The sequence below is a fragment of the Pseudomonas sp. Irchel s3f10 genome (genome assembly GCF_900187515.1).
Taxonomy (GTDB): Bacteria; Pseudomonadota; Gammaproteobacteria; order Pseudomonadales; family Pseudomonadaceae; genus Aquipseudomonas; species Aquipseudomonas tensinigenes.
Genome location: NZ_FYDZ01000019.1, coordinates 22,183 through 38,784, shown reverse-complemented (window position 1 = coordinate 38,784; position 16,602 = coordinate 22,183). Strand labels below are relative to the sequence as shown.

The following is a 16,602-nucleotide window of genomic DNA, read 5'->3' as shown; positions in this document are numbered from 1 at the left end:
TTGAATGAAAAAGCCCCGGTGTCGTGAGATGCCGGGGCTTTTTTATGCCTCAGTAGAGAGGCGAACAGCGCAAGGCAAAGTTGCGCGGGACCGTGAGGGATGACAGGGCATTACCCGCCACAATGATCTGATTCAACTGAATTGCCACAGCCTCAGCTATGTCGAGGTGGTCAGTCAAATCGAGGATCAGTAGCCCTTGATTGCCAAACGCCGCATCGAGAGTGCCGTCTGCTTTGAACTGGGCAAGGACGATTTGCGAGTTTGCCTCCCGCAGGGGGTTGCCGACTGTGAGGATCCGACCACCGGTGCGCAACACAGCACCAGACCATTGGATTCCTCCTGTAGCTTGCGGATAAGTCGTGAAAACAGGCTTGCCTCGATTGAATGTCGGCACCGCTTTGCCTTGGGCATCGACGCACACCAAAACGCTCCTGCAAACTACGTTCAAATAGCTACTGCCGACACCGATAATGCTCTTGTCAGGCATTTCTATCAGATCGGTTAGTTGGTCGAGTTCACCTTCGAAATCAAACGTTATATAGCCATTGACTCCAAAATCCTTGATTGGGCTACCTTGCGTGTCAAATCGGGCCATCATGGCAAACGTTTTTTCTTCGATATATGCACTTCCAGCAACGGCAAACGTTCCATCCTTGAGGGCGATCAAGGAGCCTGCCCAGGTCGAGTTAGCGAGGTATTGAATGAGGATGTAGCCTTTGCCGTCGGCGAAGGTTGTATCCAGCGATCCATTTTTATTCAGCCTCATCAACACGCCCACTTCGTCATAGTAGCTGTACCGGTGATAGCTCAGAACCATGAGCTTGCCATCGGGCAACTCAATCGTATTGCCGCGTTGACCGGATGCAGCCGGGCCCTTGCGCTTAATCTCTTCTTCAGAAAGTCCGTACTGTGGGGTACTGAGGGGATGGATGACGGTGACCCCTCCATTTCCAAAGCTTTTTACGAGTACGCCCTTGTCGTCGAACAATGCCAGCCCGCGCTCCTGGGGCGCCCCATATTCCTCAAGTTCAAACCAGCCTTCGAGGAGGATGTTCCGGTCGCTGAGGACTTGGACGTTCTTGCCTGTGGATCGGAAGCCTGGGGCGAATCCACCCGTCACGGTTCCTTGGTTGCCAAAACTGTCATCTTGTCTGCCATCAGCATTCAGCCGCGATAGGGAAAACTCCGTCCCCCTACGGGCTGCGATCAGGATTTTGTTGTCCGGTGCGACGCTCATGCCTCCGGCAATCCCGCTGACACCGTCGGGATATTGGAGCCAGGTGATCCCTGTTTCATCAGGGCCGAAAGTAGGGTCGAGGATTGGCGCAGTCGATGTGTTCGATGAGGTATTCATTCAATGCTCCTTGAGGTGAGCGAACGCTGCAGACACCGATAGCCAGGGCTGACTTGGGATCAACGCAGTCAGAACATTGAAAGGACTTGTGAGACGGACGTCTACTGTCAGCTCTGACAGTAGACAGACTGTTTTTTCTATGGCGCGGATGTTGTGTTCTCGCCGCCTTCGCGAGCAAGGCGCTCCCACAATTGACCGCATTACCCTGTGGGAGCGAGCCTTATGTTCAATACAGTTTTTTATTATGTTTGCTGTCGAGCATCGACACCTTGACCGCAGGCCGCGCGACTAAATTGTTGAGCGACTGGTCAAACTTCTGCAACGCCCGAACTTGCACATCGTGCTGCTGATTAATATCCGCAACAATCTCTTCCGAACGCTTGAAGTCCGCCCACACCGGCGTTAACGCCCGTGCATCCGAACCTTTCGCCGTACCGATGTAATTCAACCGCGCATCATAAAAATCGGCACTGACATCCGCTTTGATATCCGAGCTACGTGAGGTGATCAGTTGGCTATGGGTATCAACAATCGCCACCACATCCGGTCTGGCCGCACGCAGGCTTTGCATGTCCGGATACACCGTCACTGAGCCGAATTGGCGTTGCAAGGATGCGTTGACCCATTCCACCGCCATGTCCGGTTTCGAGCTGGCGACGTAGGCGTCATGAATCGGCTGCACCAGCAGGCTCTGGCCGAAACCGGTGCCGGCGTTGGCCTGATAGTCACGCAGGTATTCGCGGTTGGTCTGGGTGCTCGGGCTGTAGACCACGCCGAGCGACACGCCGGGACCGCTTTTCACTTGCGTGACGCTGCTGCGGCCGGTGGGATGGGGGAGCAGGGTGTCCAGCGAGGAAACTGCTTTGGGGGCGGTGGGTACCGAACAGGCTGACAGAGCTAAAACCGATATCGCCAGTACACTGGTGAACGCAAGTTTCATGGTGTTTCTCCCGTGAAACAACATCAGTCGGAAAGTTTGAAATGCCGTCGGCGACGACAGTTAATTCAGACTAAACCCGCCAAGCTGACAATTTGCTGTAATAAAAGCTGAGCAATAGTCTGATTCGCTTTAACCCTTAATCACTAATTGCGCCGGGAAATAAAAAGGCGCCAATCAGCGATTTGCGCCTGTTTATTTATGGCTGGTTAAACAGCCATCAGTTTTTCAGCGGGATCAGCACTTGCTCATCCGGGGCCAGGACCATGAACACCAGCAACTTCGCAGGTTTGGTTTTGCTGGCGTTTTTCGAGACCAAATGTTCGGAACCAGCAGGCTCGTACCAGAACTGACCCTTTTTGTAGGTGATCGGTTGTTCACCTTTGACCTGGGAAATCACTTCGCCTTCCACCACGTAGGCCATGGCGGTGCCGTCGTGTTTATGGGCGACGGAGGACTGACCGGGTTTGTAGTCGACTTCAATCATCATGGCTTTTTTGCCGGGGGCGTTTTTCAGCATCTGGTCTTGCAGGACGGTGACTTTTTCTGAGGGGTCGTGGGCGAAAGTGGCCGAGGTGCAAAGGCTCAAGGCGAGGGCGGCGGCGAAGAAGGGCAGGGCTTTCATGGCGGGTTACCTGTGATGATTGGGGGTGTAATCACAGTAGTCCGCAGGGTGGCGCATTCAAACGGCCAATATTCGGGAAGATCAGGTGACCAATTGAGATGCCCCAAAAATCAAAAGATCGCAGCCTTCGGCAGCTCCTACACCGATCTCTGTAGGAGCTGCCGAAGGCTGCGATCTTTTGATCTTGCTTTTAAACAATAGGGAAGCTGTTGAAATCCACGCTATTGGCCAACCGACTATCGATCAGGTCAATAAACCCCTGCGCCTCGGGCCGGTTGAAATGCGCCTGCATCGCCGCTTCCGACTGCCAGCGGGCACTGACCGTCCAGCGGTGGCTGTCCTCGGGGCAGCGGTCGACCAAGTAGGAATCGCAGCCCGGCGTTTCGCGCAGGGTTTCGACGATCTTCTGCAGTTGCCTGCCCAGTTCATCCGAGCGGCCGGCCGCAGCCTGCACCTCGACCGTATTGATCACTTCGTTGGACATTGCTCACACTCCTGAATCAGGCCGGACGAATCCTGCTCATTGAGGGATAACGCCTGTGCAGGATAGGCCTGCACCCCCGGAACACCAATAACCAATCGGCGGTTAAATCTTCAGGCCAATCGCTCAGGCGACCTGCTGGAGGATGTCGCGCAGGCGATCCAGCGCAATGTCGATGTCCAGGGTTTCGATGGCGCCGAAGCCGAAGTACAGGCCGTTTTTCGCGGGTTGCTGATGATAGAAACCATTGATCGAGTACAGCCCGACTTCGACCTTTTTCGCCAGTTCGATCACCAGCGGCAGGTCGATCGGCACCTTGCAGAACACCGCCATATGAAACCCGGCGCTGGCCGGTACCGCCTCCAGCCATGGCGCCAGATCAGTGGCCATGCGCGCCAGAATCCGCTCGCGGCGTTGGGCGTAGATCGCATGACAGCGGCGGATGTGCTTGAGCAGGCAGCCCTCGGCGATGAACTTGGCCAACGCCCATTGCGGCAGGGTCGAGGCGTGCAGATCGGTGAGTTGTTTGGCGCGGATCACCGCTTCGAGAATCGCCGGCGGCAGGATTGCATAACCCAAACGCAGCTCCGGCAGCAGGGTTTTCGAGAATGTCCCGACGTAGGCGACGATGCCGCGCTGGTCGAGATTGAACAGCGAATCGGTCGGCCGACCTTCGTAGCGAAACTCACTGTCGTAGTCGTCCTCGATGATGATCGCGCCCAGTTCATGAGCGCGGGCCAGTAGGGCTTCGCGGCGCGCCTGACTCATCGGCATGCCCAGCGGGAACTGGTGCGACGGCGTCACATAGATGAGGCGCGTGCCATCGGGAATGTTTTCGACCTGAATGCCCTCGGCATCCACCGGAATCCCGACCACCTCGGCGCCATGGGTGCCGAACAGCAGGCGTGCCGGCGGATAACCGGGATCTTCCATCGCCACCAGACTGCCGGGGCGGATCAGCACACGGGTGATCAGGTCCAGCGCCTGTTGCGCGCCGTTGCACACGACGATGTCTTCATCCTGACAGTTGATCCCGCGGGAAAACGCGATGTGCCGGGCAATCGCATTGCGCAGCGCCGGCAGGCCTTCGGGCAGGCTGTAGAAACCCTTGGACTGGCTCATCTGGCGCATCGCGTGGGCGACGCAGCGGCGCCAGTCATCCTGCGGAAACTGGCCCTTGCTGGTGGCGCCACCGATGAAGTCGTAGCGCAGCGAGCCTTCCAGCGTCGGGTGGCGCAGAAACACCGGCAGATTGCGCCAGCTCTCGATCACTTCGGCACTGGCCAGTTCGGTGTGGCTTTGCTTGCGCTGGATCTGCGCCGGGCGCGCGTTGACGTAGGTGCCTTTGCCGATCACTCCGGTGAGGAAGTTTTCGTAGGTCAGTTGCGCGTAGGTGTCGGAAATGGTCTTGCGCGAGATGCCCAGTTGCTCGGCGAGCAGACGGCTGGGCGGCAGTTGTGTGCCAGCGGCCAAGCGCCCGGTTTCGATGGCGCCGCGCAACTGCTGATACAACTGACCGGCGAGATCCTTGCGGCCGTTGATCACGACGTGAAGTTCCATACCGACGAGGCTCCCGGGGCTATTTGGCGTGCCTGCCAGATTAGCGCTGTTGTTTGATTGGCAATAGTTGCCTACCCGAAAAAACCAAAATTGGCCCCAATCCCCTGTAGGAGTGAGCCTGCTCGCGATGACGGTGGCATATCCGACAACAATGTTGCCTGACACACCGCTATCGCGAGCAGGCTCACTCCTACAGGGATTTGTGCTCGGCTCATGGTGATTGGTGTAGCGGTTTTCCGTGCAATTGGGGCTGTAATGCATCGCTGTCGGCGTTTACGGTGAACTCATCATTCCGTCCACCGAGAACCGCTATGTCCCCGCGCCTGGATTACTACAACGCTTCGCCCAAAGCGATGAAAGCGATGATTGCCATGGAGGCTCTGACCGCCAACCTCAGTATCGAACAGCCGTTGCTGCAACTGATCCGGATCCGCGCCTCGCAGCTCAACGGCTGCGCGTTCTGCACCGACATGCACTCGGTGGACGCGCGGCGGGCCGGGGAGAGTGATCGACGGTTGTATGCGATTGCGGTGTGGCGCGACAGCAACTTCTTTAACCCGCGTGAGCGTGCGGCGTTGGCCTGGGCGGAGGCGGTGACGTTGTTGGCGGAGAGCCGTGTGCCTGATGACGTTTATGAGCAGGCGCGCGAGCAATTCAGTGAAGGCGAGATGGTCGACCTGACTATGGCCGTGACCACCATCAACAGCTGGAACCGCCTGGCCGTGAGCTTCCGTCAAACCCCAAGCGACTGAACACCCATGATCGTTCCCACGCTCCGCGTGGGAATGCCTCAACGGACGCTCTGCGTTCGGCTCTGGATGGGACGCGGAGCGTCCCGGGCTGCATTCCCACGCGGAGCGTGGGAACGATCGGTGGGGTGTCATTGCGGTGGGCGTTGCGGTTTCACCGAGGTGCCAAAGGTATTGCCCATCCGCGTACTGGTGGCGGCAGGCGTCGCGAGGCCGACGTGATTCGGTGGCCGTTTATTCACCGGCACATTCAGCGCTTCCTGATTCCTCTCCGCCGCCGCAGCGCCTTCCGGGTTGTTGCCCATCTGCTGGCTCAAACAATCGTAATTCGGCGCCTTGTAACCGCCGACTGTCACCTCGACACAGCCCAACGGCTGCTCGGCATAAGCGCTCGACAGCGCCATCAACAACAGCCCGCCAAGGCTCAATCGCCACAGTGTGTTCATGCTCGCCTCCTGGCCGGCCCGACGGGGCCGCGCTATGGCGTGAGTCTAGTGCAAGCCGTGCGCAATTCCCGTGATGGTTTTTTTGCACCGCCCGTCACACCAGATTCATAAACAGCCCTCAGGATGACGATTTCCAAGGATTCGTCAGCCGTGCAGCGAGGCAATTCCACGGACGGTTTTCAGCGTTCAACGAGGCTTGTGCGCCGGATGTGTCTGGGGTGGCTGCTTGGCTGTGCGGCGGGCCACGCCATGGCCGATGCGGTGCCGGCGGATTTGCGCATGACGCTGCACATTCCGGCGCAGGATCTGGCACACGCGCTGGATCAGTACAGCCACGCCACCGGCGTTGCAGTGCTGGTTGACAGCCAGTTGAGTCGCGGCCGACGTTCGCTCGCGGTGGACGGTGAATACACCGCCGCCGACGCCCTGCGTCGGTTGCTCGGCGGCAGTGGTTTGATGGCGCGTTATGCCCGCGACGATGCATTTACATTGCAAGTGGCGCAGGTCGAAGACGTGCCGGCGCCGCCACAAAAACAGACGCCGGAAAGCGTCGCCGTCAACCGCAGTTACGCCACGGCGGTGCAAGCGGCGATCGAGCGCAACCTGTGCCGCTCGCCGCTGACCCGGCCGGGCAGTTATCGCGCGGTGTTGCAGGTCTGGGTTGGCCGCGATGGCTTGGTGCAGCATAACCGGTTGGTCACTTCGACCGGTGATGTACGGCGCGACAACGCGCTGGTGGAAAGTTTTCGTAACCTCAAAATCGACCGGCCGACGCCCAGCGCCTTGCGTCAGCCGGTCACGTTGCTGTTGTTACCGGAGTCGTCAGGAAAACGCATGGAATGCACCAAATGGGAAGGAGTTTCCGGGGGATGAAAGACACCGGACAAGGTTCGATGGTCCAACTGTTCCTGACGTCCTACGAGGACTTTCGGGTGCGCCTGCGCAGGCGTCTCGGTTCGGAGGATCTGGCCAACGACGTGCTGCACGAAACCTACCTGCGCGTCGACCGCATGGAGACGCCGCCGAACGTCCTGCGGCCCAATGCCTACCTCTATCGCATGGCCCTGAACATCGCCGCCGACCGCCGCCAGGCCGATGCGCGCCTGCTCACCGGCGAGGAAGTCGAAGAGCTGCTGCAAATCGGCGACGAAGCGCTGGACCCGGCGCGAGTGGTGGGCGGGCAGAAGGAAATCCAGTCGCTGCTCAGTGCGTTGTACGAGTTGCCGGCACGGCGCCGGAAGATCTTCATCGCAGCGCGTCTGGAAGAGGCGCCGCACCTGGAAATTTCCCAGCGCTTCGGCATTTCCACGCGCATGGTTGAGAAGGAAATCAAAGCTGCATTGGGCTTCTGCGCGGCGAAACTGGAAAGAAAAGTGTTTCAGCGGTTCGGTCGCGGGGCCGGAAAACCGTCTTCTGAATAGTGCCCGATCAATTCGTTGAGAATCTGCGCGTTTGAACATCTTTCGACTGACACCTGCCGAGCCATCGGCGGCCGACAATCTGCACAGCGAAGCCCTTGACTGGCTGGTCCTGTTGACTTCCGGCCGCGCCACCGTGGGCGACGCCCGGGCACTGCGCGAATGGTGCGCGCAGAGTGCCGAGCATGCCCGTGCGTTCGAAGAGGCCAAGCGGTTGTGGCACAACCTGCAACCTGCCGTGGAGCAGATGCAGGCGCCACGCGGGTTTGGTCGACGTGCTTTTCTCGGTGGTGCGATTGCTGCGTCGGCGGCGTTTTTGCTGGTGCGCGGGACGATTCCTGGTGGTTTTGAAGGGCTGGGCGCGGACTACATTACTGAAGTCGGCCAGCAGCGCCGATTTGAACCGGCGCAGGGTTTGAGCCTGGAGCTGAATACTCAGACGCGGATCAATCAGCGTGCAGTGTCTGAGGGTGTGCAGGGTTTTGAGTTGGTCAGTGGTGAAGTTGAAGTGCAGACCGCGCGGTTGCCGTTGGCGATGCAGGCTGGGGGAGGGTGGTTGCGCGCTAGTCAGGGGCGTTTCAACCTGCGTAATACCGATCAACAAGTTTGCGTGACCTGCCTCGATGGCGCGGTGGAAGTCGACGTAGAAGGCCGAAGCCTGCGCCTCGAACCGGGCCAGCAAGTGACCTACGACGCACGGCAAGTCGGCAGCGTACAAAGCGTCGACACAGCCGCAGTGATGAACTGGCGCCAACAAGTGCTGGTCTTCAACGGCGCGACCCTCAGCCAAATGATCAACGAGATCAACCGCTATCGCCCCGGCATGTTGCTGCTGCTCAACCGCGAACTCGGCCAACGCCGCGTCCAGGCCCGCTTCAGCCTCGACCAACTCGCCGGTGTCGCATTGCTGATTCGGGATGCCTATGGCGTCAAATGCACTGAGCTGCCCGGCGGCGTCGTCGTTTTGAGCTAGTGGGTTTGATCGTGTACATATCCGTTGCTGCGGTAACGGCTGCTTAGGGTTTCGCCCTTACGGCGACTCACTTTTTTTACAAACGCCTAAAAAAAGTAAGCAAAAAAACGCTTGCTCCTACGTACGGCCCGCTCGCTAAAGCTCGGGGTTCCTTCGCTGCGGGATCCATCCGGGCGCATCGCCTACGGTTTGCTTCGCTGCACCTCCTCTCGATGCATTTGGCTGCGCCAAACGGTCGCTGCGCTCCCACCCCCGGATGAATCCCTCCACTCAGCCTTCCGACGTCGCTCGTGGATCAAGATCAAGAGCTGCAGCCGAGCTAACGCTCATCCTGTTGAGTGGGGCGGCTTTGCCGCTGGGGTGTACGCAGATTAAAAACTGTGGGAGCGAGCCTGCTCGCGAAGACGTCCTCACATCCAACCAATCCCCAACTGACCTCACCCAATCCAACTGTAGGAGTGAGCCTGCTCGCGAAGACGTCCTCACATCCAACCAATCCCCAACTGACCTCACCCAATCCAACTGTAGGAGTGAGCCTGCTCGCGATGACGGCCTAACAGCCAACCAACCCCCAACTGACTCGCCCCAATCCAATTGTGGGAGCGTGCTTGCTCGCGAAGATGACCTCACAGCCAACCAACCTCCAACTGACTACCCCCAATCCAATTGTAGGAGCGAGCCTGCTCGCGATGACGCCCTCACAGCCAACCACCCCCCCAACTGACTACCCCAAATCCAAATGTAGGAGCTGCCGAAGGCTGCGATCTTTTGATTTTCAAAATCAAAGTCAAAAGATCGCAGCCTTCGGCAGCTCCTACAGGAATATCCGATCAGAAGGGATATATGTCACTCCAACGGCCCAATCACCTGCCGATACTTCTCCACCCCCTGCGCCGTCCCCCGACTCAACCGAATCTCCAACCCCAACGGATCCTCCCGCCGATTCCCACTCAACTGCCGCCACCCCTTATCCACCTCCCAAACCCGCACCTGCACATCACTGACATCATTCAAAACAGCAACCCCATTCCCAGGCGCCGGCAACGGATACCGACTCCGCGCCTCAGCCACCGCCCGATACAACGTGTCGCCCTTGACCCACCACCGCACCCGCTGCAACGCCCCCGGCTGATCCGCCGCCGTACGAATGATGTCCAGGCGAAACCCCTTACTGTCGCTACTGCGCACAGTCAGAGCGGGCGGGGCGCTCGGCGGCTCATCATCCACCCCAACCTTCTTCGGCTCAGTCAACTCAATCCCCGCCCGCATCTCCACATCCCGCTGCAACTGATTCAACGCCCGCAACAAACCGTCACTCTGCTCACTGCTGGCCTGCAAATGACTGTCCGCCCGCGTCACACTGTCAAGCCCCCGCCAGGCAATCAGGCTCACCACCGCCATCAACAAAATCGCGACCATCACCTCAATCAACGTAAACCCTTGCTGGCGCTTCATTGCAGGCTGATCCTTCCACTGCCATCACGCAGCACACTCAAGCGATTCAACCCATCCGACAACATCAATTGCAGCGGCGGATTGATCCACTCAGCGTTCAGCACAACCCTCTGTTTCGGCTCCACCCGCACCTCCATCTTCGGACTCTGCCAGGCACGCGGCCGCAACTGCGGATCCTGCGCAAAATGATCAAACCCCTTGCCACTGTCACTGCGCCGACTAAACCGAAACCCCTTGGCATCACTCACCCACACAATCGGCCGGCCATCCGCGCGCGCCTCGGCCTGCGCGACTTGCAGCAACTGCGCCACACGCTCGGCATCCTTGCGCAGCAACTGCAACGGATCCGGCTTGATACTCAGGCTGATCGCCGCACTGGCGATGCCGATGATCACCAGCACCACCATCAACTCGATCAGCGTAAAACCCTGTTGCCTGTTCATCGCGCGCGCTCCTTTGCGTCCTGCGCCATCGTGCACGGCCAACATGTAAGGCGTGTGAAATAAAACGGAGAGAATTACCGCGTAGGCTGACAGCAGGGATAAAAAGGAGATTCAACCCATGACCTTCACCGCACGCATTTCCCCACCACAAATGGTCCAGGCCCTCGCGCTGGTCGGCGTGGCGACGTGGTCGGCGCTGCTGATGGCGGTGGAGGGTAATGCGGTGGTGAGAAAGCTGAGTAGGGAGAGGCTCCGACTGGTGCGGCATAGTTGCCGGAAGGGCCGTGGTAGCCCGTGCTGACCGACCCTGCCGGGCCCTGAGTGGTGCCGACCGTTCGTCGGAAAAGGACTGCTACCTGTCAGATCTGACAGGTGTCCATTTGCGTTTTTTAGCGTTGAATTACTCCGTCACATCTATCTCACTATCGGAGTTTTCACCATGTCGACATCCCAATCCAATGCAATCGCACCAGCTATCGTTTCGGTCAAAGGAGGCAGCGGCGTAGAAATCGCAAATGGCGGTACAACCAACGAGACAAGCGTGATTATCGTCGGTGAAGGGGGAAAACATATAGAACTGCGGGATGGCATAAGAGGCCTAGGTGCAGTTTCTGCAGATTCAACGGGGAGATGGACCTTTTCCAAGACTGGATGGACCTTGGGTTTGCACACCATTATAGCCGACGCTGCTTCCGGCACGTCCCTGCCCTGGACCTTCACTGTGGTTCCAAACAAGTCGGCTTAAAAACTGGCTCCTGGCTTGGTCCGATTCTTGGGCTAGGCTCAGGAGCTTTATGGGCGGTTCACCGGGGTCTCGAGCGTGGCTAACGGTAGCGCCTCCTGACTACGGTCAAACACTTGCACGCCAACCTTGAGAAACCGCCGATTCTCTGCAGCGCCAATAACCCGTTCGTAGCGCAACAACCGCCTAACCTGGCCATGCGGACTCCGCAATCAGGGCCATCGAGCGCTCATTGCTCCTCGTCTCAAACCAGCCCCGGCGAAGAACACCAGCACCACCATCAACTCGATCAGCGTAAAACCCTGTTGCCTGTTCATCACGCGCGCGCTCCTTTGCGTCCTGCGCCATCGTGCACGGCCAACATGTAAGGCGTGTGAAATAAAACGGAGAGAGTCGCCGCGTAGGCTGACAGCAGGGATAAAAAGGAGATTCAACCCATGACCTTCACCGCACGCGTTTCCCCACCCCAAATGGTCCAGGCCCTCGCACTGCTCGCAGCGCTGGTCGGCGTGGTCGTCGCTGCTGCTGGCGGTGGAGGGTAATGCGGTGGTGAGAGAGCTGAGTAGGGAGAGGCTCCGACTGGTGCGGCATAGTTGCCGGAAGGGCCGTGGTAGCCCGTGCTGACCGACCCTGCCGGGCCCTGAGTGGTGCCGACCGCTCGTCGGAAAAGGACTGCTACCTGTCAGATCTGACAGGTGTCAAATTGCGTTTTTCAGCGTTGAATTACTCCGTCCCATCTATCTCACTATCGGAGTTTTCACCATGTCGACATCCCAATCCAATGCAATCGTCACAACTATCGTTTCGGTCCAAGGAGTCAGCGGCGTAGAAATCGCAAATGGCGGTACAACCAACGAGACAAGCGTGATTATTGGCGGTGTAGCGGAAAAATCTGTTGAAGTATTTGATGGCCGGTTCGCCAAAGGTGCGGCTGTTGTAGACTCAACGGGGAAATGGACCGTTCCCATAAAGGGATTGACCTTGGGTTTGCACTCCATTACAGCCCACGATTACAGTAATGGAGGCCCGTCCCTGCCCTGGACCTTCACTGTGGTTCCAAACAAGTAGGCTTAAAAAACTGGCTCCTGGCTTGGTCCGATTCTTGGGCTAGGCTCAGGAGCTTTATGGGCGGCTAAGCAAGGTCTTGAGTGTGGCTACGGTAGCGCCTCCTGACTACGGTCAAACACTTGCACGCCAACCTTGAGAAACCGCCCATTCTCCTCCGCGCCAATAGCCCGTTCATAGCGCAACAACCGCATAACCTGGCCATGCGGACTCCGCAATCAGGGCCATCGAACGCTCATTGCTCCGCGTCTCAACCCGGCCCCGGCGAAGAACACCAGCACCACCATCAACTCGATCAGCGTAAAACCCCGTTGCCTGTTCATCGCGCGCGCGCTCCTTTGCGTCCTGCGCCATCGTGCACGGCCAACAGTAAGGCGTGTGAAATAAAACGGAGAGAATTGCCGCGTAGGCTGACAGCAGGGATAAAAAGGAGATTCAACCCATGACCTTCACCGCACGCGTTTCCCCACCGCAAATCGTCCAGGCCCTCGCGCTGCTCGCAGCGCTGGTCGGCGTAGCGACATGGTCGTCGCTGCTGCTGACCTCCGCCGAATCACACACCCCGGCAGCGGCCCCGCAATTGCTGGCGGCGCGCAGTGATAGCCCGGCGTTGCAGTGGTTTTCCAATCAAACGGCGCCGATGGATATCAAAGTGAGCGGGGTGATGGCGGGAAGTCGGGGGGCGGTGGCGATACTGAGTCTGAACGATGGGCCGCCGAGGAGTTTTTTGCAGGGGGAGAAGGTGGGGCCTGGGGTGAAGTTGGTGGCGGTGGAGGGGGATGGGGTGGTGATTGAGCAGGGTGGGGAGAGGGTGAGGTTGGGGGTGGAGAGGTTGGGGGAGGGGGTGGTGTTGCCTAGGTTGGTGAGGCCGTGATTTTTTTGGAAGGGAGTAATTTTGGCGTTTTAGTCGGATGGTGGGTATTGATCACCCGGGATGTACTGGGAGGCTTTTGACCAACCACAGGAGGTATGTCGAAAAGGTCCGCTTTCGGCTAAAAGCAGATGATTTAGGTGCGCAAATTTTTAATCTTATTTGCCCGGGTGGTTCACCAATTTTTATTGCTTCGTGTTCCTTGGCATCGTTATTATCGATCGGAAAAGCCTGTCGAATTCACACGAAGGGGATTTCGAAGAATGTACCACCTACCTAATATTTTTCTCATTGATACTGATGACAGTGTTTATAAAGCTTTGAAAAGCAAGTGGGATAGCATCGGAGTTGGCACTCTTGGTATCCCCTACGAAGTACCTACTGACAGTGACTGGCGCCCAGTAGTTCAACATAGAGAGCTTGTAAAATATCAAGAGTCGGATCTGATTATAATTGATTTGACGTCCAAAACACTGGCCCTCACTGCCCAAGGCGGAAAGCACAGGCCAGAAGATGAAATAGACCTATGGGCGAAGTGTGACAAAGGGTGGATAGATGCGAGGGTGCGGACAGTATTATCCGCTAAAGAAAACTTTAATCGTATAGTAACTAGCGGGGGTGTTCTAATAATTTTTGCGGGACCAGATAGTCCTATGGCATTTCAATGGGCGTCTGCCGGTTATCGTGACCTCGCCACAAAAGAAAGAATTGATGGCGGTATATGGAACTTCATTGATTCTATGGAAGATATAGAGTTTTCCACCGAGTCTGGCTCCGTAATCAATGTGATCGGCGACGCTCTAATAGAAAGACTATTGAAACGCCATGTAGAAGGTGCTGAGTTCAAATGCTCCTTTAAACCTCGATGGTCAAGATATGGTCATTGGACTCCTTTGGCGACTAATAAATATGGCTCGCATGTTGCTTTGGCAGGTAGGCAAGGTGATGGGTTGGTTTTTATTTTTCCTCAAATCTCAGATAAGGCGAGTTTTATTGCGGAGTTCCTTGAAAGTGTTTTGCCTGAACAATTGCCACACCTATTTCCAGATATCGAGAAAGGAAAATGGACCCATCTTCCAGAGTACGAACTTGAGCAAATTCTTGAGTTGGAAGCCAAAAAAACTCTAGTGATCGCTGAAGCCGATAAAGAACTTAACAGGCTAACACAGGAGATTGCCGAGCAACGTTCTGAGGATGGATGGTTGCATGATCTATTAACCGCGACAGGAGATGATCTGGTTGTTGCAATTAAAATTGCTCTTTCCAAACTAGGATTTCAGCGCGTTATTGATGTCGACGAAATACGAGATGCTGAAGGTAAAAGCCGACGGGAGGATTTAAGGGTAGAAGATCATGAGCCCACTCTAATTATTGACGTTAAAGGAGTGGGAGGGAAAGCCAGTGATGATGACCTCATGCAGGCCAATAAACACGCGATGATCAATATGAGGGAGCTCAATATAACTACCATACAAGGCCTATCAATAATCAATCAGCAAAGACATCTACCTCCACTGCTACGAGAAAACAACGAACCTTTTCGCCAAGAAATTCTTGATTTCGCTGGAGAGACAGGAATGGGGTTATTGACTACTTTCGATCTGTATCGAATAGTAGTAAACAAACAAAGACATGGTTGGTCATCTGACTGGGTAAAACCGCTATTCTATAGGCATCAACGAATTTCACCCTTGCCTGAGCACTACCAGTATGTCGGGAACGTCTCTAAAGTCTTCAGTGACTTTTTTGGTATGCGCATTCTAGAAAATAGGGTTGAAGTAGGTGATTATTTAGCAGTGGAAGGAGATATTTATTTCGAAGAGGTGGGGGTTTCATCAATTCAAGTTGATAAAGTTGATGTGAAAAGCGCAGAGCAAGGTGATCCTGCGGGGTTTAAGTGGCCATCGAATGCGATCAGGCTTCGAGAGGGAATGCGAGTATATGCCGTGCCGAAAGCTACTCTAAATCTGAAGGATCAATCTTGAAGTTCGCACCAATGCTTTATTTTAAATTAATATTAAAACGACTGTAGTTTTGTTGGAGCATTGGGTGTAGTCGATATCAGTTATTGGATGGATCGAACGGATACTCGAATGAGGAAAAAGGGGGCTGATCTATTTCTAAAAAATGAATCAGTATTGTTTGTTGTGCGGCAAATAGCGGCTATTTGCGACAAGGCGGGTTCGGCTACAACAGATCAGTCGATAATCAAGCTGCTCAGATCCCTGACGCAACCATCTGCTAGAATGGGAAAGGACGGCTGTGACTAACTCTGTAAATTTTCCCTCCTCGCCCGTGGAACTATGTAAATTGTAGAACCTAACGCCCAAGTTTTTGTAAAAATCGGTTATATTTTTGAAAATTGACGTTTGAGTTTAATCGCGTTGATTTCTCCCACGTAGGCTCACTTCAAAGGGCAAGCGGGGTGATCGCCTTGATTAACCGATGAACCATCGATCTAGCTCGACAGTTTGACGAATGGAACAGCTTTGAAGCGTATAGCTTGATAGGGTGAGCGCTTCCTTAGCTGGAGCGTTATTGAATCCCAAATCGAATCCTATTCAATATTTAAGTGGCGCCAAGAATTACAATTCGAGGCGCCATAGCTAACTGTCGACTAAAGCGAAAAGAGTCCAGCAATCTGATTTTTTTCTTGCCAGTTGTTGATTTTCTCAAACAGTTGCGTTTTTCTAAACTTTTCCCTGTCAAAGGAAAGGGCGAGAGCTTCCTCTAAGTAATCTGGATGTTGAAAAGTATGATTCTTGCTTCTAATGCCGACCGAAGCTAAATAGCATGAGATTTCAGCAATATCATGTCCATTTATAACTTCAAGGCAATCATGATTCTGGTCTAGTACTTCATCTAACTTTGACTTGATCAGCTCCTTAGGAGAGACATCGATATCTCTATTTTTAGAGTATTCGGTGACAATATGGATCATCTGAGTACTGTCAATTGTGAAGTTCCTTTCGCAAATAAACCTTTTAAACTTAAGTCTATTTCCATCTTGGCGAGCTGGCTTAAACGACAAGCCGAGACTGAATTTTTTATTTGCCAGTCTCAAGCATCCAATAATGTAGGCAAGTTTTAGAAGCCGGTCTTTGAATGATTCCCCTAAGCTTTCTTCGAAAGCATTTTGTGATTGCGGATCAACTATCACAGACAGCATATCTTCGAGAGTGTTTACGGATAACATCATGACTTCTGAATCATGACCATCAGTTGGATATATATCCTCTTGATAACCCTCGTCGTATTTCACGTTTCCTTTAATACGTAAAAAATCAGCATCACGGATAGCAAGCTTATTTGTAAAGTTTCGAGCAGACAATATTTCAAATGCTTCTCTAAGTTTGTACTTTCCGTAAGTTTGCATAAGTCTAACTTGCTCTCTTCGGAAAAACTTAGTATACACTTTAATGTCTTTTACACCCTCAACCAATATGTGGTATCCCTTGAATCGGACATCCTGCATGACAGAGT

Annotated in this window: 19 protein-coding genes; 8 read left to right on the top strand and 11 right to left on the bottom strand. The window is 55.1% G+C overall.

The genetic code is table 11. The features are described 5' to 3' along the window. Positions 1–49: 49 nt before the first annotated feature. The 5 genes from CKW17_RS26855 to CKW17_RS26835 all read right to left on the bottom strand — a co-directional run bounded on the left by CKW17_RS26855 (position 50) and on the right by CKW17_RS26835 (position 4,957). On the bottom strand, positions 50–1,354 hold the full coding sequence (locus CKW17_RS26855; protein WP_095122861.1) for a hypothetical protein: 1,305 nt from the start codon (positions 1,352–1,354) through the stop codon (positions 50–52). Between the two features lie 226 nt (positions 1,355–1,580). Next, positions 1,581–2,294: an ATPase gene (locus tag CKW17_RS26850; protein WP_095122859.1), complete on the bottom strand. Its 714-nt coding sequence runs from the start codon at positions 2,292–2,294 to the stop codon at positions 1,581–1,583. 217 nt (positions 2,295–2,511) lie between these two features. Next, the gene (locus tag CKW17_RS26845; protein WP_095122857.1) at positions 2,512–2,916 is read right to left on the bottom strand and encodes a cupin domain-containing protein; all 405 of its coding nucleotides are present in this window, start codon (positions 2,914–2,916) and stop codon (positions 2,512–2,514) included. 190 nt (positions 2,917–3,106) lie between these two features. Continuing rightward, positions 3,107–3,400, bottom strand: coding sequence for a putative quinol monooxygenase (locus CKW17_RS26840; RefSeq protein WP_095122856.1), 294 nt, complete (start codon positions 3,398–3,400; stop codon positions 3,107–3,109). A gap of 123 nt (positions 3,401–3,523) precedes the next feature. After that, a complete protein-coding gene (locus CKW17_RS26835) occupies positions 3,524–4,957 on the bottom strand; it encodes a PLP-dependent aminotransferase family protein (RefSeq protein ID WP_095122854.1) in 1,434 nt (477 codons plus the stop codon). Between the two features lie 311 nt (positions 4,958–5,268). Between CKW17_RS26835 and CKW17_RS26830 the strand changes: the two genes are divergently transcribed. Continuing rightward, positions 5,269–5,709 carry a carboxymuconolactone decarboxylase family protein gene (locus CKW17_RS26830; RefSeq protein ID WP_095122853.1) on the top strand — a complete coding sequence of 147 codons (441 nt, stop codon included), beginning with the start codon at positions 5,269–5,271 and terminating at the stop codon, positions 5,707–5,709. A 128-nt stretch (positions 5,710–5,837) separates the two neighbouring features. Here the strand turns inward: CKW17_RS26830 and CKW17_RS26825 are convergent, their stop codons facing one another. Further along, positions 5,838–6,152, bottom strand: coding sequence for a hypothetical protein (locus tag CKW17_RS26825; RefSeq protein ID WP_095122852.1), 315 nt, complete (start codon positions 6,150–6,152; stop codon positions 5,838–5,840). Positions 6,153–6,359: 207 nt separating this feature from the next. On the opposite strand from CKW17_RS26825, the gene CKW17_RS26820 reads away from it, so the two are divergent. From CKW17_RS26820 to CKW17_RS26810, 3 genes are read left to right on the top strand one after another with little or no spacing between them, the layout of a single operon-like run. Further along, positions 6,360–7,025, top strand: a complete 666-nt coding sequence (locus CKW17_RS26820) for a secretin and TonB N-terminal domain-containing protein (RefSeq protein ID WP_095122850.1) — start codon at positions 6,360–6,362, stop codon at positions 7,023–7,025. Beyond that, on the top strand, positions 7,022–7,573 hold the full coding sequence (locus CKW17_RS26815) for an RNA polymerase sigma factor (RefSeq protein WP_007913935.1): 552 nt from the start codon (positions 7,022–7,024) through the stop codon (positions 7,571–7,573). Before CKW17_RS26820 ends, CKW17_RS26815 begins: the two co-directional genes overlap by 4 nt. 31 nt (positions 7,574–7,604) lie before the next feature. After that, positions 7,605–8,543 carry a DUF4880 domain-containing protein gene (locus CKW17_RS26810; RefSeq protein ID WP_095122849.1) on the top strand — a complete coding sequence of 313 codons (939 nt, stop codon included), beginning with the start codon at positions 7,605–7,607 and terminating at the stop codon, positions 8,541–8,543. An 846-nt stretch (positions 8,544–9,389) separates the two neighbouring features. Here the strand turns inward: CKW17_RS26810 and CKW17_RS26805 are convergent. Next, positions 9,390–9,998 (bottom strand): prepilin-type N-terminal cleavage/methylation domain-containing protein, encoded by a 609-nt coding sequence (locus tag CKW17_RS26805; protein ID WP_095122847.1) that lies wholly within the window; start codon positions 9,996–9,998, stop codon positions 9,390–9,392. Then, positions 9,995–10,441 (bottom strand): type II secretion system minor pseudopilin GspH, encoded by a 447-nt coding sequence (gspH, locus tag CKW17_RS26800; RefSeq protein ID WP_095122846.1) that lies wholly within the window; start codon positions 10,439–10,441, stop codon positions 9,995–9,997. Before gspH ends, CKW17_RS26805 begins: the two co-directional genes overlap by 4 nt. Before the next feature lie 439 nt (positions 10,442–10,880). Here gspH and CKW17_RS26790 point away from each other — a divergent pair, with 439 nt between their 5' ends. Further along, complete coding sequence (locus CKW17_RS26790; RefSeq protein ID WP_095122843.1) at positions 10,881–11,186, top strand: hypothetical protein; 306 nt, start codon at positions 10,881–10,883, stop codon at positions 11,184–11,186. A 209-nt stretch (positions 11,187–11,395) separates the two neighbouring features. On the opposite strand, the gene CKW17_RS30895 is transcribed toward CKW17_RS26790, so the two are convergent. Beyond that, positions 11,396–11,500 carry a prepilin-type N-terminal cleavage/methylation domain-containing protein gene (locus CKW17_RS30895; RefSeq protein WP_095122841.1) on the bottom strand — a complete coding sequence of 35 codons (105 nt, stop codon included), beginning with the start codon at positions 11,498–11,500 and terminating at the stop codon, positions 11,396–11,398. A gap of 445 nt (positions 11,501–11,945) precedes the next feature. Between CKW17_RS30895 and CKW17_RS26775 the strand changes: the two genes are divergently transcribed. Further along, positions 11,946–12,251 (top strand): hypothetical protein, encoded by a 306-nt coding sequence (locus tag CKW17_RS26775; RefSeq protein ID WP_095122840.1) that lies wholly within the window; start codon positions 11,946–11,948, stop codon positions 12,249–12,251. Positions 12,252–12,466: 215 nt separating this feature from the next. Here the strand turns inward: CKW17_RS26775 and CKW17_RS30890 are convergent, their stop codons facing one another. After that, positions 12,467–12,571 carry a prepilin-type N-terminal cleavage/methylation domain-containing protein gene (locus CKW17_RS30890; protein WP_095122838.1) on the bottom strand — a complete coding sequence of 35 codons (105 nt, stop codon included), beginning with the start codon at positions 12,569–12,571 and terminating at the stop codon, positions 12,467–12,469. A 119-nt stretch (positions 12,572–12,690) separates the two neighbouring features. Here CKW17_RS30890 and CKW17_RS26765 point away from each other — a divergent pair, with 119 nt between their 5' ends. Both CKW17_RS26765 and CKW17_RS26760 read left to right on the top strand, forming a co-directional pair. Beyond that, positions 12,691–13,122, top strand: a complete 432-nt coding sequence (locus CKW17_RS26765; protein WP_095122837.1) for a type II secretion system protein N — start codon at positions 12,691–12,693, stop codon at positions 13,120–13,122. A gap of 260 nt (positions 13,123–13,382) precedes the next feature. Further along, positions 13,383–15,104 (top strand): hypothetical protein, encoded by a 1,722-nt coding sequence (locus CKW17_RS26760; protein WP_095122835.1) that lies wholly within the window; start codon positions 13,383–13,385, stop codon positions 15,102–15,104. Between the two features lie 632 nt (positions 15,105–15,736). Here the strand turns inward: CKW17_RS26760 and CKW17_RS26755 are convergent. Further along, positions 15,737–16,495 (bottom strand): DUF4435 domain-containing protein, encoded by a 759-nt coding sequence (locus CKW17_RS26755; protein ID WP_141234596.1) that lies wholly within the window; start codon positions 16,493–16,495, stop codon positions 15,737–15,739. Positions 16,496–16,602: the final 107 nt, after the last annotated feature.